We start from the raw sequence: 14,022 nt of genomic DNA, 5'->3' as shown, positions 1-14,022 counted from the left end.
AGAACCTTCCTCCCATTATTAGTCTGTTTTTCTTAAAACAAGCCCAAAACATTCCCGCAAGTGCAGGATTCCGATTTTTGCCGTACCTTTTGGACATGAACCGTTCTAAGTCTCTTCCAGCCCTTTTGTTGGCTTCCTTCAGCGTGTTTACGCTTAGTATTACCTCTTGTGCCCAGGATGTGATCCAGCAGCCTGCCCATAGCCAGGCCCTGAAAGACGTTCAGATACTAGCCGCCGATTCTTTGGGCGGAAGGCTGCCCAATACGCCGGGCCACGCCAAAGCGCAGCAATACTTGGTGCAACGGTTCCAGAGCATCGGGTTGAAGCCGGTGGGGAATCAATATCAGCATACTTTCAATTTCACGCCGCGTAACGCCACAAGTGAGGTGCAGGGCGTGAACCTGGTGGGCATGATCCCGGGAAAATCAGACAAGGTGATTGTGATCTCGGCGCATTATGACCACGTGGGCACCCGCAATGGCAAAGTCTTCAATGGCGCCGATGATGATGCCTCGGGCATTGGCGCCATCCTGGCCATCGCTACGCATTTTCAGAAACAGAAGCCGCAGCACACGCTGGTGTTTGTAGCCTTTGATGCCGAGGAACAAGGTCTGCGCGGTTCCAAGGCCTTTGTGGCCAACCTGCCTTTCGCGAAGGAACGAATCCTGCTGGACGTGAACCTGGACATGGTAAGCATCTCAGAGAAGAACGAGCTGTATGCCTCCGGGGCGTACCATTACCCGGCCTTTAAGCCGCTCATAGAAAAGGTGAAAGTGCCCGAGGGACTGAACCTGCGCTTCGGCCACGACCGCCCGGAGCAAGGCCATGATGACTGGACCCAGCAGTCTGACCACGGCAGTTTCCATAACGCCAAGATCCCCTTTATTTACTTCGGGGTGGAAGACCATCCGCATTACCACCAGGAAACTGATGAGTTTAGAAACATTCACCAAGCCTTCTACCTCAAATCTGTGGAAACCATCCTGCGCACGGTGCAGGTTTTGGATAAAGAACTGCCTAGTTAGAAGTTAGCTTTCAACTACCCCTTTATATAGCTAAAATCCTTTTTGCCTCATTTCGTGAAAATGAGGCAAAAAGGATTTTTTTATGCGGTAGCTGCTTTCCTGCTCCGCTTCCTTTAGAGGGCTTTTTATGGCATAGTATGTGCTAAACATGCCTCAAAATCTATATTTGTACTTATTCAAGAAGTAAAACCCTGTAAAATATAAACCGTTTAAGACCTAGTGCCTAAACCGATGTTTAACCAACAACGAAAGCATGGTCAAAAACCAAACATATGGACTTCTACTTTTAATTCTTCTGCCCTTTTTGAAAGAAATTTCAGGGTCAACTACGCCGGCACCCGCTATGCCGGCCATAAATCACCCGGTAGTCATCAAGTCTCCACCCAAGCTACCGGCCTCTGAGGATGCGGTGCACATCAACGTGGATGCTTCTGTCTACTTTCCAGAAGAAGCGCAGACCGACGAAGATCCCTTTGTCACCGCCGATGGCTCCCTCATCAACGAGCAAAATCCCCGGCAACACCGTTGGCTGGCTTTGTCCAGAAACCTGCTGTCCCGTTGGGGCGGCCAAATAGAGTACGGCGACTCCGTGCGCGTGGAAGGTATCTCGCCACAGCTGGATGGCATCTACGTGGTTCGCGACGCCATGCACCGCCGCATTAAAAACCGGGTAGATATTCTGGTAGGCCCCAATGACAAAATCATGGGCTACTGGGAAGATGTGAAACTCATCAAATTATAGGAAAAACTACTTTGTAGAACAGGGAAGGCCCCGTCTTTTAGAAGGCGGGGCCTTCTTGTTTTAAGCGGTTGTTTAGTTTTTAGGTGAAAATTTTATCACTGATAATCAGTGTGTTTTAGAAATAAGTGCTTGTGTTTTGCTTCCTGCTGTCTGGGGATGAAGCGTTTTTGGCACGGTTTTTCCATTTAGGCAGATACAAGCCCGGGATCGGATGAAGATTTGAAAATACAAGCGACATGAAAAAGACATTACTAATAGCGGTGGTTCTGCTGGCAGGACTTCTGAATAAAAGCTTCGCCCAGGATGGCGGCGGGGTGAGAATAGGGATCAAAGGTGGTTATAGCGTAGCCGGTTGGCAAGGCGAGACCGTGAAGAGTTTTGGCGAGATGCTGGAGTATACAGACGGCAACGTGCAGACCAGAATGCGGCAGGGTTTCCACGCCGGGGCTTTCCTGAGCATTCCGCTTTCTAACGGGTTTGAGTTTGAGCCCGGCGTGCAGTACTCACAGAAAGGAATGGTGCTGGAAGGAAGAGTACCCGGCGATGCGGCCCAGTTTGCCAACGCCAAAGTCACCTTAACCAATAAAGCCGAATACATTGATGTGCCCTTGCTGGCCAAAGTGTACCTGGGCAGCGGTTTCAACCTGTTTGCCGGTCCGCAGGTGTCTTTCCTGCTCTCCAACAAGGTGAACGTGAACGCCGGGGCCTTTGGGTTCTCTGCTTACAACAATGATTTTGAGTGGCAGAACAGCCAGCGTAAAGTGGATGTGGGTATGTCGGCGGGGGCTGGGTACCAGTTCCAGAACGGATTAAACGTGGGCGGTAGCTATGATATGGGCTTCACCACCATTGACGAAGGGGCAGATTACAAATCCTATAACCACGGGTTCAAAGCCTCGGTTGGTTTCAGGTTCTAAAGATTTTTAAGTTTAGTGAATGTGTTATAGGATGAGGAAAAACGGCGGACATTGTCCGCCGTTTTTTTGTGTGGTTGCTTAGCGTGACTGATTCGCCTTGCTGGTTCTGGCAGAAGTCTGCCCGTCTGATCCCAGTTTGCCTTTGGCAAGGTTGGTTACGCCAGCGATAAGACGGTCGGTAGGGATTCTTTTGGTGATAAGGCCGTAGATAAGGGCGGCTCCGGCAGCACCGGCGGCCACGTACAGGGCGGTTCTCCAGGTTTTGTTAGGGGTAGAGGTAACCGCAGTGGCGGCGGTCAGGCCGGTAGGTGCCTCTTCTTCGTACCCGGCTGCTTCCCAAAGCTGGTGCAGGTAAGAAAGCACATCGGTAGAGGCTTCACGCTGGCGCAGGATAATGCCGCGCACTTCGGCTGGCAACTCATGGTCCAGGGCATCACGGTAGGCTTTCTGGGCCCATTCTTCCCCGTAAATGCAGGAGCCCAGAATGGCTTCTTCGCTGCTGCCGGTGATGGTGGCTTTGAAATCCATCCATTGGCGGTAGAGTTTTCCTTTGGCTGTGGTATCACGCTCGGGGCTTCCGCCGTGTTGCTGGATTACTTGGTTCAGTTCATTGGCGAACGCCAGGCGCTGCTGTGAAAAACGGCGGTACGCGTCCTGGCGGAGCGTATCAGTGCTTTCCTTGGCGGCACGCTCGTAGCCTTCCAGGCCATCATGGACAAATTCGTTTAGTTCAGATAGAACCTCCACGACATTTTGTTTCTTGTTAGTTGACATACGTTCGGTTATGGTTTATGAACTTTTATGAACGTGAACTACCGTGTCAGGTTTAGGAAAAATACGCAGTAGGCTATATTGTTGGAACACAAGGGCCCCTGACGCCTTTAGAGCCGTTTAACAGAAAACAGGCGTAAAACGCCTTGGGCTGAAGAAATACAGGCGAGGTCCGCCCATGGAGTGATTATTCGCAGGCCGCGAAGAACTGCAGCATGCCAGTGCGGCCGCTGGCCAGCAGTTTCTCTTTGTCCTTCTCGGAGAGGCGCTTCACCTTGGGCCCGAAACCAGCCGTACTCACCGAGACGGTTCGGTCCCAGTCGGCTGGGGTGAGGGCATGGCGGTTCAGGTTCTCCAGGACCATGCGGTAGAAGGCGTTCATGTAAGAGGGCAGGTCTACAATCTGGTGCGGCGCCAATCCCTTTCGTTCCGCGTCAAAGGCAATCTGGTCATCGTGGTCCAGCCTGATGCCCAGCGTTTCGGGGTTGATGAAACGTTTTTCCTGCGGCACTGCCGATGGTCGTCCGCCGGAGACATACCGCTGGTCATCGAACACCATGATAGGAAAGTTGGCCAGCAATCCGCCGTCTACCATCACCCAGGTTTCCCCGTTGGGCAGCGGCTTGGGGTGCACGCCTCCCTTTGGGTCCATGAATACCGCCTGGAAGAACAAAGGCACGCTCATGGAGATCCGTACGGCGTCTTTCACACGCATCTGGGGGTATGTCTCGTGGCTGAACACCTCTGCGCGCTGCACTGACAGGTTGGTGCCCGTGATGTACAAATCCCGGAAGCCGTTTTTCCCCGCCAGGGCGTGCAGCTCCGCGAAGGTCAGGTCAGGGTTTCCGCTTTTCTTGTCTATGAGCGAAGCCAGCCATTGCGTGAACTTCTCGCCCCGGTACCAGCCATAGTTCTTTGCCATCCGGTTGAATCCGCCCAGGAACAGGAAACGCCCATCGGTGAATTGCTGCAAAGGCGTCTGGAAAGTGATCTCGGTGATTTCCAGTGGTGAGTAGCCCATGGCCAGCAAGCAAGCCTGAATGGCTCCCGCCGAGGTGCCCGCCACCCGTTCAATAGGATGCAGTAAGCCGCGTTTCTCCAGTTCCATCAAAGCCCCGCCATACGCAATACCCCTGATGCCGCCGCCTTCCAGGGCCAGGTTCCGGTAAACTGGTTTGGGGACTGTATCTTGGGCCCACAGCCCGGCGGGCAGGAAGAGTACCGCCGCCAGCAGGCAAAAGCAGAAAAGTTGTTTTAAGGCTGATTTCCGGAAAACAGGGCTAAAAGAGGAGGGCATATTAGTCTATCTCAAATTGCATGGGCAGGTTGAACGGCAATTGGCGGCGTTTGCTCCGGCCGTTCAGGTCGGTGAGGAAGGTGTTGATCTGGTCCTGGTACTCCAGGTGGTAATCTTCGTGGAGGTGTTTCAGGATGAGCGACATGGAGCGTTGCACCAACCGGGCCGTGGACACATAGAAGCCTTTGTAGATGCTATCAAACTGACCGGTGAAGTTATCAAAGATCTGCCCCAGCAGGTACAGGTGCAGTTCCACCTCGCCTTTACGGTCTTTGGTGACCCGGTAGTACCGGGCAATCTCCTGGGAACACTTCTTGAGAGCACGGTTCAGGGCCTTGCTCAGGCTTCGGCCATTGGCCGTGAACAAAATGTCATGGAGGTTCTCGGTGCTGCGCTCGTAGAGGGTTTCCAGGGTAACATCGTCCAGCAACTCAAAGGCCAGGGTGTCATATGCCTCGGCGTCTTTGCGCACCAGCCGCAGAATAAGGGCCTCCTTCTCTTTCTCACTTAATTTTTTCAACGCCTGCTTGAAGTCAGCGGAGGGTACGGGCATGCTTTGTTAATTAGGAATGAAGAATTGGAAATTAGGAATTGAAGCCGTTAAGAGTGCATGACGCTCAATTCTTTAGCAAAAGTAAGGCTTTGTTAGCAATTGCGCCACAAGGACCTGAGTCTGTGCCGATATTCTCTTTTCAACCCGATTTTGATGCTTATTGAGGCTGGTGGTGGGGTGATATGACGCTTCGCTGGATGGTGCGGAAGTAACTCACCTTTCTTTAAAATCCGTAATTTGGCCCGCAAACACATGCAAGAGTTTATGAACTATACAGATAGATTAGCCGGCATCCGGCAGCAGATGCAGGCGCAGGGCGTGAGTGCCTACATCATTCCATCGGCAGATCCGCACATCAGCGAGTACGTGCCAGACCGTTACAAGTGCATTGCCTTTGCCTCGGGCTTTACCGGCTCAGCGGGTACTTTGGTGATCACCCAGGATTTCGCCGGCCTCTGGACCGATGCCCGTTACTTTGAGCAGGCCCAGGAGCAGTTGGCAGGCTCGGGCTTTGAGCTGGTGAAACTGAAAGTGCAGCACGCGCCGGAGTACATCCAGTGGCTGGCCACAAAACTGCAGAGCGGCGAAACCGTGGCCTTTGACGGTCGGCTCATGTCCTTAACCCTGGCCCAACTACTGGAGCAGCAACTGAAACTCCGCGGCATTCAACTGGCCAGTGACCGCGATTTCCTGGAAGCAGTTTGGGAGAACCGCCCGGCCCTGCCTACCGCTCCAGCGTTCCTGCTGGATGAGCAGATCACCGGCAAACCCTTGGAAGACAAACTGCGGGAACTTCGCGGGGCCTTGCAGGAAGCCGGAACAGCGTATCACCTCATCTCCTCGCTGGATGATATTGCCTGGCTCTTCAACGTGCGCGGCAGCGATGTGAAATGCAATCCGGTGGTGTTGAGCTTCGCGCTGATCAGCCAGGACCAGGCCGTGTTGTTCATAGACGAAGCCAAACTGAGCCCGGAAGAGAAAACCCGTCTGGCACGCGCCGGCGTAACCCTTCAACCCTATGAGGCGGTGGGGCAGGCCCTGAGCCAGTTGCCCGCTGATTCTTCTATTTACCTTGACCCGAAACGTACCTGCCAGGCTTTGTTTGAGCAATTGCCCGCCCAGATCAGCGTGTTCCAGGAAACCAACCCCACCACGGTTTTCAAGGCGATCAAGAACCAGGCGGAGGTGGCGCACACCCGCACCACCATGGTGAAAGACGGCGTGGCCCTCACCCGGTTTTTCAAGTGGTTAGAGGAAAACATCACGAAAACGGAAATCACCGAGATCTCTGCCGCCGAGAAACTGAGAGAGTTCCGGGCCGGGCAGGAAGGCTTCGTAGGCGAAAGCTTTGACACCATTGCCGGCTACCGTGAGCACGGCGCCTTGCCGCACTACAAAGCCACCCCTGAGAGCGACGCCGTGCTGAAACCCGAGGGCCTGTTCCTGCTGGACTCCGGCGGACAGTACCAGACCGGCACTACCGATATCACCCGCGTGATCTCCCTGGGCAACCTCACTCAAGAAGAGAAAACCGATTACACGCTCGTCCTAAAAGGCACGATTGACGGCTCCACTGCCCGTTTCCCTAAGGGCACCCGCGGTTACCAGATAGACGCCATCACCCGCAAGCCGCTCTGGGACCATGCCCGCAACTACGGACACGGCACCGGCCATGGCGTAGGCTTCTTCCTGAACGTGCATGAGGGGCCCCATACCTTCAATCCCACGCCATTACCCGTGGACATTGAACTGGGCATGATCACCTCGGTGGAGCCTGGCATCTACCGTCCCGGCCGCTACGGCATCCGAATAGAGAACCTGGTGCTCACTGTGGTTGATGAAATCAATGAGTTCGGGGAGTTCTATACTTTTGAGACGCTCACCCAATTCCTAATTGACACTGCCCTGGTAAACAAAGACCTGCTGGAGGCGCACCACATACAATGGCTGAACAACTATAACCAGGGCGTGGTGGAGAAACTAGGACCGCATTTAACCCCGGAAGAATTAACCTGGCTGACGGAAAAAGCGAAGGCGATTTAATCTCAACTTCAGTATACCATAAACACCAAAGAGGCTTCCACTTTTATGATAAGTGGAAGCCTCTTTGGTGTTTATGGAAGTATGATTTCGTCTTTGGGCTCCTTTTGCAAAAATGGCCTAAAGCGAAGCGTAGGATTCAAACACAGGCAACCAGCACCAATGTGCCTGCAATGATGAGCCCGGCGCCAATGGCGGTTTTAAGGGTCAGGGTTTCGCCCAGGAAAAGGACGGAGAGCAGAATGGCAATGTCCACGCTGGCTTTGTCTACGGTAGCTACCTGCGAGACCTTACCCAATTGCAGTGCCTTAAAATAAAAGATCCAGGAAAGACCGGTGGCTACGCCAGATAAAAGCAGAAAGGTCCAGTTAGTTCTGGAAAGGGTGGTAACGGTGCCAAGGCTTCCTTTCACCAGGACAATGGACCAGGCCAATACCAGAATGACCACCGTTCTGATGGCCGTAGCCAGGTCTGAATCTACGCCTTTGATGCCCACTTTGGCGAAAATGGCGGTTAAGGCCGCAAAAATAGCCGAGAGAAGCGCATACATCCACCACATATTCTACCAGGTTTGGTTCAGTACCTATACGGAAAGCGGTGAGGTCTGAGACGTGAGGGGCTAAATAAGCGAGGCCGCCCCAATTATTGGAGCGGCCTCGCTTTGGTGTTTTCTATCCGGTTTTGCTAAATCGTGCCTAAAACAAAATTTACTTAGCCATGTACTGGTCGCGCACGGACTTGAACTCAGAACCGGATTTCCACTGCGGCCACTGGTTGGAGAAAGCCAGGCGTTTGCCCACCTGGTACAGCAACTGCAGGTCGGCGGCGGCACCATCTGTTTTGAAAGCGGCGTTCACCTCGTCGTTGGGTTTGTGGTAGACGTTGGCAGTGAAGTTGTCCAGGAGCTTTTTGCCCTCGGCTTTACCCAGTTGCACGTGGTCAATGCCCATGCCGGTGAACAACGCCGGAATACCCATCTTCGCGAAGTTGAAATGGTCTGAGCGGTAGTACAAACCGGCCTCAGGGTTCGGGTCACGGGAGATGTAGCGGCTTTCTTTCCTTGCTTCCTCTGCCAGGATTTCCTCTAACTCAGACTGTCCTATGCCAATGAGCACGATGTCTTTAGTGGTGCCGTAGGGGTTGAGCATGTCCATGTTGAGGTTGGCCACGGTTTTCTCTTTGGGGAAGGTGGGGTTCTCGGCGTAGAACTGGGAGCCCAGCAGGCCCTGCTCCTCGGCGGTCACCGAAAGGAATACCATGGTTCTATCGGGTTTCTGTCCCTGCGCCTGAAACGCCTTGGCTACGGCCAGCAACCCGGCGGTGCCGCTGGCGTTATCGGCGGCGCCGTTGTAGATGCTGTCGTTCTGCTCGTTTTTCTTCCCGATGCCCAGGTGATCCCAGTGCGCCGAGTACACAATGGCTTCCTCGGGCCTTTTACTGCCGGTGATCTTCGCGATGAAGTTGTAGGATTTGTCATACCGCACTTTGGCTTTCAGGGAAGTGCTCATGGTCAGGCTTAGTGCGTTGCCTTTAAAGCCGGGTTTAGCGGCCCGCTGCAGCTCCGTCTGGAAATTCTTGCCAGCCGCGGCGAACAGTTTCTCGGCGACGGGCGTGGTAATCCAGCCTTCCATGGCGCAGCGGTAGACGTTTTTGCCTTTAGAATCGAGGTAGAACTTAGAGGTGTTCCAGTTGTTCTGCACCACTTTGAAGCCGTAGCCGGCGGCCTCGGTGGCGTGCACAATGAGGCAGCCTTTGGCTCCCTGGCGGGCGGCCTCCTCCAGTTTGTAGGTCCAGCGGCCATAATAGGTCATGGTTCGGCCTTTGAAGAAGGTAGTGTCTGAAGAATAGAACCCAGGATCGCTCACCAGCACCACCACTACTTTGTCTTTCACGTTGAGCCCGGCGTAGTCGTTCCAGTTGTATTCCGGCGCCACAATCCCGAAACCCGCAAACACCAACTCGCTTTCTTTGATAGAGACATTCTCCTCGGTGCGTCTGGCCCAGATCACGTAATCTTCCAGCCCTTTCAACGTCATGGACTTTTTGCCTTTCACGGTCATGGTCTGGGCAGGGGCGGAGGTGATCTCCACCATGGGCACTTCCTGCAGGTAGCTGTTACCATTACCCGGTTCCAGACCCAGCGCTTTGGCTTCCCTCTCCAGGTAAGCGAGGGTTTTCTTCTCGCCGTTGGAGAAAGGTTTGCGGCCCTCCATGTCATCAGACGCCAGCGCAGTCACATAGGTGCGGTAGCTGCCTTCTGTCACCCGCACTTCCCGCGCAACCGGAGCCTCCTTAGCCCCAGCGGTGGTGGCATTATTGACGGCGGTATTGCTCTGCGGGCTGGTGGACTGGCAAGCGGGAAAAAGACCTAGACTGAGGGGAATAGCCCAGAAATGAAATCGTTTAAGCATGTAAAGAGTTGTTGTTTGGGTGTTTAATGAATAACTGTTTGGCGCAGTACCTTTAGATAAAGCTAACGAATGGCTTACACCTGAAATGAATCTGGGTGTAAGAAAGGAGTATTTCTTCAACAGCTATTTTAACTCAAATACCACTTTCACGGTTATAGCCACAGAAACATTCTGCGAAATATCTATCAAAGAAGCCTCTGCTGGAGCCGATGCAGTTACGCCATCACCCAGGTAATTACTGAAAGTAGGGTCTGATTCATCGGCTTCGGCTACCTTCACAATGCGCTTCACCTTTCTGTCAGCGGCAGATGCAAGAATATCTGCTTTCTCTTTTGCTACGGTCACGGCTTTGGCTAGCACTTCTTTCTTCATAGCCTCCTCCTTGGATGAAGAGAAACTGCTGTTGAAGTTGTTAACTCCTGCCCTGATTAAATTTTCCTGGATGCTGGGGTAATCTTTAATGGAGTCAATGGTAAAAGTGACTTCTTGCATTCCCTCAAAAATCAAAACCTCGTTTCCATTTGCTGGACCGTAAACAGTGGGGTGTCTTACTACTGAGAAAAGAGTATACTTTACTTTTTGAGAGGGCACGTGAAAGTCGTTCAGTATCTTGAACACTTTTGCTTCTAACAATTTATGTTGTTCATACACCTTGTCCAGGCTAAAAGTATCTATGGTGGAAAGGTTGATATGAAAAGTAACCCGGTCTGCAGGGGCTTCCACGGAGGCTGCACCAAGCACTACGATTCGGTTCTCAGGTGAAATAATTTGAGTGTACCCAGCTGTAGACAGCAGAAGAAAGAAGGCGATTAGAAGTTTTTTCATAGAGGCGGTAAGCGTAGTGCTTTCAAAGATAGACATTGCCGGGTTAACAGAAAGGGCGCCTCTGTGATGGAGGCGCCCTTTCTGATTCTGGCCTGTTTTCTGCAAAACAAGCATTAAACGTCTTTACTTCAGATGCTCGTCAAAGTACTCGGTCACCTTTTTGTAGAGGTGCACGCGGTCTTTGCCGCCCACATTGTGCGGGTGGCCGGGGTACACGAAGTAATCCAGCAGCACGCCTTCGTCCACGGCTTTTTTGAGGAAGGATTGGCTGTGTTGCCATACTACCACATCGTCTACGGTGCCGTGGATCATGAGCAGTTTGCCTTTGAGGTTTTTTACCTGGTTGAGGAGATTGGCCTGCTCAAAGCCTTGGGGGTTTTCCTGGGGCGTGTCCATGTAGCGCTCGGTGTACATGACCTCGTAGAGGCGCCAATCAATCACGGGTCCGCCGGCCACGCCCACTTTGAAGACACCGGGTTTTTTCAGCATGAGGGAAGTGGTCATAAAGCCGCCGTAGCTCCAGCCGTGCACGCCCAGGCGGTTGGCGTCTACGTAGGGCAGGCTTTTGAGGTAAGCCACTCCTTGCATCTGGTCGCTCACCTCGGGTACGCCTACCTGCCGGAAAATGGCTTGCTCGAAGGTCCGGCCCCTGTCGGCGGAGCCGCGGTTGTCCAGGGTGAACACGATGTAGCCTTTCTGGGCCATGAGCTGCATCCAGAGGTTGGAACCGCCCAGCCAGCCGTTGGTGATCATCTGAGCGTGCGGACCGCCATACACGTACACCACCACCGGGTACTTTTTCTTCTCATCGAAGTTGGGTGGCGTGATCATGCGGCAGAACAGATCGGTGGTGCCGTCCTCGGCTTTAATGGGGAAAACAGTGGTCTCACCCAACTGGTAATCCTGCAGCGGGTTAGAGGCTACCAGCAGCGTTTTGGTGATTTTGCCGGCATCGGTGTCCAGGATGCGGATGGTGCGCGGCGTGGCCGGGCTGCTGTAGTTGTCAATGAAGAACTGGCCGGTGGGGCTGAAACTGATGTTGTGCACCCCGCTGCCCTGGGTGAGTCTGCCGGTGCGGCCGGTGCTGAGCTCGGCGGCGTAAAAATGGCGCTCCAGCGGGCTCTCGGCGGTGGAGGTGTAGTACGCTTCGCGGCCGTTTTTGTCAAAACCCACCAAATCCGTCACCACCCACTCGCCTTTGGTTAACTGCCGGATGAGCTTGCCGCTGGTGCTGTACAGGTACAAATGGTCAAAGCCATCGCGCTCGCTCATCCAGACAAACTGATCTGGGTGGTTGGGCACGAAGTACATGGGGTGCTCAGGCTCTACCCATTTCTCGTTCTGCTCCTCAAACAAGGTTTTCACGAAGGCCCCGGTGGCAGCATCGTACTGGTTCAGCCACATATGGTTCTGGGCGCGGTTCACCACTGCCAGGTAAATGGATTTCTCGTCTGGGCTCCAGGTTAGGTTGGTGAGGTACTGCTCGGCGGGCTCGCCGGTCTTCAGGAAAACCGTCTTGCCCGAGGCCACGTTGTACACGCCCACCGTCACGTGGTGGCTCTTGCCACCAGCCATGGGGTATTTGATGTTGTTCAGTTTGGCCGGCACGGCGCTGATGTCTACCAGCGGATAATCAGTGACCATGGTCTGGTCCATGCGGTAAAAGGCCAGGCTGTTGCCGCTGGGGCTCCAGAATGTGCCTTTACTAATCCCGAACTCTGAGCGGTGGGCCGCCTGTCCGTTCACAATGGCAGGGTTCGTTTCCTGGGTGATCTGCTGGTTCTCTTTGCCGGGCTGAGAGATGAACAGGTTCTGCGCTTTGGTGTAGGCCACGCGCTGGTGGTTAGGGGAGAAGTCAGTATTCTCGGCGGCGGCATCCAGTTTGTAGAATACCTGTCCGGCTTTGGTCTGCGGGTTGTACCGGAACACCGTGCCGTTTTGCTTTAGAACCACCTCGTTGCCGTTAAGCCACTCCAAACCATTCACGTTAGCGGCTTTGGCGGCGCCGGCTTTTTCCAGGGCGGCGTTGAGGTCAGCGAGGGAGAGGACCGGGCGGGCGTTTTCCCGCACCGAACCGCGCATGAGCTGGTCCATTTTGTCGCTCACGTAGCTGAAGTCATTGGTGCCGGGCACCCAGGTGAGTCTGCGCAGGTTGGCGGGCGAGAGGCTTGGGTTCAGGAAGGCGTCTTCCATGGTCAACAGCTTCTGCTGGGCGTTTGCCGTAAAAGAAGCCAGGAGCGATAGCCATAAAAATGCTATCAGCTGAAGGGGTCGTCTATACATGTTGGTTTTGGGGTTGAAAGATGAAAAACAGCCGCTAAACAGCCGTCTGTGCAACGGCTTTGCAAGACAGTTTTTCTATCAAAAATAAGGCTAAACTACCTTATTTATCGGAACAAGAGGTGTTTTTTAACTGTTTTACTTTTGCTGAGACCCAAACAGGTAGAGCTTCCTAAACTCATGTTAATTGCTTAATTTTGCGTTATGGACATTCTAACTGAAATTCTGGAGCAGGAAGACGTGCTGTTGTTGGAGGAAACCACCGATGTGCGCGAGCTGGTGGTGTACAACGATGACGTGAATACGTTTGAGCACGTGATCAATACACTGGTGCAGGTCTGCCGCCACACGCAGGAACAGGCCGAGCAATGTACCATGCTGATTCACTACAAAGGGAAGTGTACCGTGAAACTGGGCACTTTCACCGAGTTGGAAATCATGTGCACTGCCATCCATGACCGGGGTATCTCAGCGGATATCGTTTAACCCCTGAATTAACTGGATGAATTTTCCTTCAAAGCTGATTGAGAATGCGGTAGAGGAGTTGGCCAAGTTACCCGGCGTAGGCAAGAAAACCGCCCTGCGCCTGGTGCTGCACCTGCTCAAAGCCGAAACCGAAGATACCAAACAACTTTCTGAGGCGCTGGTACGCATGCGCACCGGCATCAGGTACTGCAAAACCTGCCACAACATCTCAGACGTGGAGGTGTGCAGCATCTGTTCCAATCCGCTCCGCGACCGTGCCCTGCTCTGCGTGGTGAGCGACATGCGCGACGTGATTGCCATTGAGAATACGTCGCAGTACAAGGGCGTGTACCACGTGCTGGGTGGCGTGATCTCCCCGCTGGAAGGCGTGGGCCCGTCAGACCTGCACATCCAGTCACTGGTGGAGCGTTTGCCGAACTCCGGGGTGAAAGAGATCATCCTGGCCCTGAGCCCCACAATGGAAGGTGATACTACCGCTTTCTACCTTACCCGCAAACTGAAAGACTACCCGGCCCGCATTTCCAGCATCGCCAGGGGCGTGCCGGTGGGCGGCGAACTGGAGTATACCGATGAGATCACCCTGGGCCGAAGCATTTTGGACCGTACCGCTTACAGCCAGATCTAGGTTTTAGGCTTATTTTAAAGAAAACAGGCCAGAAATGGCTTCCAGAGCAG

13 protein-coding genes are annotated in these 14,022 nt (G+C 53.6%); 6 read left to right on the top strand and 7 right to left on the bottom strand.

Annotated elements, in window-relative coordinates; translation table 11 throughout:
• Window positions 1-95: 95 nt before the first annotated feature.
• From J3P34_RS02265 to J3P34_RS02255, 3 genes are all read left to right on the top strand, one after another.
• Window positions 96-1,025: a M20/M25/M40 family metallo-hydrolase gene (locus J3P34_RS02265; RefSeq protein WP_210486247.1), complete on the top strand. Its 930-nt coding sequence runs from the start codon at window positions 96-98 to the stop codon at window positions 1,023-1,025.
• Between the two features lie 304 nt (window positions 1,026-1,329).
• Entirely contained in the window at window positions 1,330-1,767 is a 438-nt protein-coding gene (locus J3P34_RS02260; protein ID WP_210486246.1) for an RlpA-like double-psi beta-barrel domain-containing protein, read from the top strand.
• A 236-nt stretch (window positions 1,768-2,003) separates the two neighbouring features.
• The gene (locus J3P34_RS02255) at window positions 2,004-2,684 is read left to right on the top strand and encodes a porin family protein (protein WP_210486245.1); all 681 of its coding nucleotides are present in this window, start codon (window positions 2,004-2,006) and stop codon (window positions 2,682-2,684) included.
• 78 nt (window positions 2,685-2,762) lie between these two features.
• Here the strand turns inward: J3P34_RS02255 and J3P34_RS02250 are convergent, their stop codons facing one another.
• The 3 genes from J3P34_RS02250 to J3P34_RS02240 form a co-directional block, all read right to left on the bottom strand.
• Window positions 2,763-3,458 carry a ferritin-like domain-containing protein gene (locus J3P34_RS02250; protein WP_210466140.1) on the bottom strand — a complete coding sequence of 232 codons (696 nt, stop codon included), beginning with the start codon at window positions 3,456-3,458 and terminating at the stop codon, window positions 2,763-2,765.
• Window positions 3,459-3,642: 184 nt separating this feature from the next.
• Window positions 3,643-4,752 carry a patatin-like phospholipase family protein gene (locus tag J3P34_RS02245; protein WP_210486244.1) on the bottom strand — a complete coding sequence of 370 codons (1,110 nt, stop codon included), beginning with the start codon at window positions 4,750-4,752 and terminating at the stop codon, window positions 3,643-3,645.
• A gap of 1 nt (window position 4,753) precedes the next feature.
• Window positions 4,754-5,305, bottom strand: coding sequence for a hypothetical protein (locus J3P34_RS02240; RefSeq protein ID WP_210486243.1), 552 nt, complete (start codon window positions 5,303-5,305; stop codon window positions 4,754-4,756).
• A gap of 252 nt (window positions 5,306-5,557) precedes the next feature.
• On the opposite strand from J3P34_RS02240, the gene J3P34_RS02235 reads away from it, so the two are divergent.
• A complete protein-coding gene (locus J3P34_RS02235) occupies window positions 5,558-7,348 on the top strand; it encodes an aminopeptidase P family protein (RefSeq protein WP_246853499.1) in 1,791 nt (596 codons plus the stop codon).
• Between the two features lie 136 nt (window positions 7,349-7,484).
• On the opposite strand, the gene J3P34_RS02230 is transcribed toward J3P34_RS02235, so the two are convergent.
• The 4 genes from J3P34_RS02230 to J3P34_RS02215 all read right to left on the bottom strand — a co-directional run bounded on the left by J3P34_RS02230 (window position 7,485) and on the right by J3P34_RS02215 (window position 12,864).
• Window positions 7,485-7,904 carry an EamA family transporter gene (locus J3P34_RS02230; protein WP_210486242.1) on the bottom strand — a complete coding sequence of 140 codons (420 nt, stop codon included), beginning with the start codon at window positions 7,902-7,904 and terminating at the stop codon, window positions 7,485-7,487.
• Between the two features lie 148 nt (window positions 7,905-8,052).
• A complete protein-coding gene (locus J3P34_RS02225) occupies window positions 8,053-9,756 on the bottom strand; it encodes a M28 family metallopeptidase (RefSeq protein WP_210486241.1) in 1,704 nt (567 codons plus the stop codon).
• A gap of 123 nt (window positions 9,757-9,879) precedes the next feature.
• The gene (locus J3P34_RS02220) at window positions 9,880-10,581 is read right to left on the bottom strand and encodes an SIMPL domain-containing protein (protein WP_210486240.1); all 702 of its coding nucleotides are present in this window, start codon (window positions 10,579-10,581) and stop codon (window positions 9,880-9,882) included.
• A gap of 123 nt (window positions 10,582-10,704) precedes the next feature.
• Window positions 10,705-12,864, bottom strand: a complete 2,160-nt coding sequence (locus tag J3P34_RS02215; protein WP_210486239.1) for a S9 family peptidase — start codon at window positions 12,862-12,864, stop codon at window positions 10,705-10,707.
• A gap of 201 nt (window positions 12,865-13,065) precedes the next feature.
• Here J3P34_RS02215 and J3P34_RS02210 point away from each other — a divergent pair, with 201 nt between their 5' ends.
• Both J3P34_RS02210 and recR read left to right on the top strand, forming a co-directional pair.
• Entirely contained in the window at window positions 13,066-13,347 is a 282-nt protein-coding gene (locus J3P34_RS02210; protein ID WP_149092587.1) for an ATP-dependent Clp protease adaptor ClpS, read from the top strand.
• Between the two features lie 16 nt (window positions 13,348-13,363).
• Entirely contained in the window at window positions 13,364-13,972 is a 609-nt protein-coding gene (gene recR, locus J3P34_RS02205) for a recombination mediator RecR (protein WP_210466126.1), read from the top strand.
• Window positions 13,973-14,022 lie beyond the last annotated feature (50 nt).

This window comes from Rufibacter aurantiacus, assembly GCF_017916345.1.
GTDB classification, from domain to species: domain Bacteria; phylum Bacteroidota; class Bacteroidia; order Cytophagales; family Hymenobacteraceae; genus Nibribacter; species Nibribacter roseolus.
This window is presented reverse-complemented; position numbering and strand designations above follow the sequence as displayed.

Coding starts and splice junctions, on each gene's coding strand:
- J3P34_RS02265 (WP_210486247.1), top strand. CDS start 96: ATGAACCGTTCTAAGTCTCTTCCAGCCCTTTTGTTGGCTTCCTTCAGC.
- J3P34_RS02255 (WP_210486245.1), top strand. CDS start 2,004: ATGAAAAAGACATTACTAATAGCGGTGGTTCTGCTGGCAGGACTTCTG.
- J3P34_RS02250 (WP_210466140.1), bottom strand. CDS start 3,458: ATGTCAACTAACAAGAAACAAAATGTCGTGGAGGTTCTATCTGAACTA.
- J3P34_RS02245 (WP_210486244.1), bottom strand. CDS start 4,752: ATGCCCTCCTCTTTTAGCCCTGTTTTCCGGAAATCAGCCTTAAAACAA.
- J3P34_RS02240 (WP_210486243.1), bottom strand. CDS start 5,305: ATGCCCGTACCCTCCGCTGACTTCAAGCAGGCGTTGAAAAAATTAAGT.
- J3P34_RS02235 (WP_246853499.1), top strand. CDS start 5,558: ATGCAAGAGTTTATGAACTATACAGATAGATTAGCCGGCATCCGGCAG.
- J3P34_RS02230 (WP_210486242.1), bottom strand. CDS start 7,904: ATGTGGTGGATGTATGCGCTTCTCTCGGCTATTTTTGCGGCCTTAACC.
- J3P34_RS02225 (WP_210486241.1), bottom strand. CDS start 9,756: ATGCTTAAACGATTTCATTTCTGGGCTATTCCCCTCAGTCTAGGTCTT.
- J3P34_RS02220 (WP_210486240.1), bottom strand. CDS start 10,581: ATGAAAAAACTTCTAATCGCCTTCTTTCTTCTGCTGTCTACAGCTGGG.
- J3P34_RS02215 (WP_210486239.1), bottom strand. CDS start 12,864: ATGTATAGACGACCCCTTCAGCTGATAGCATTTTTATGGCTATCGCTC.
- J3P34_RS02210 (WP_149092587.1), top strand. CDS start 13,066: ATGGACATTCTAACTGAAATTCTGGAGCAGGAAGACGTGCTGTTGTTG.
- recR (WP_210466126.1), top strand. CDS start 13,364: ATGAATTTTCCTTCAAAGCTGATTGAGAATGCGGTAGAGGAGTTGGCC.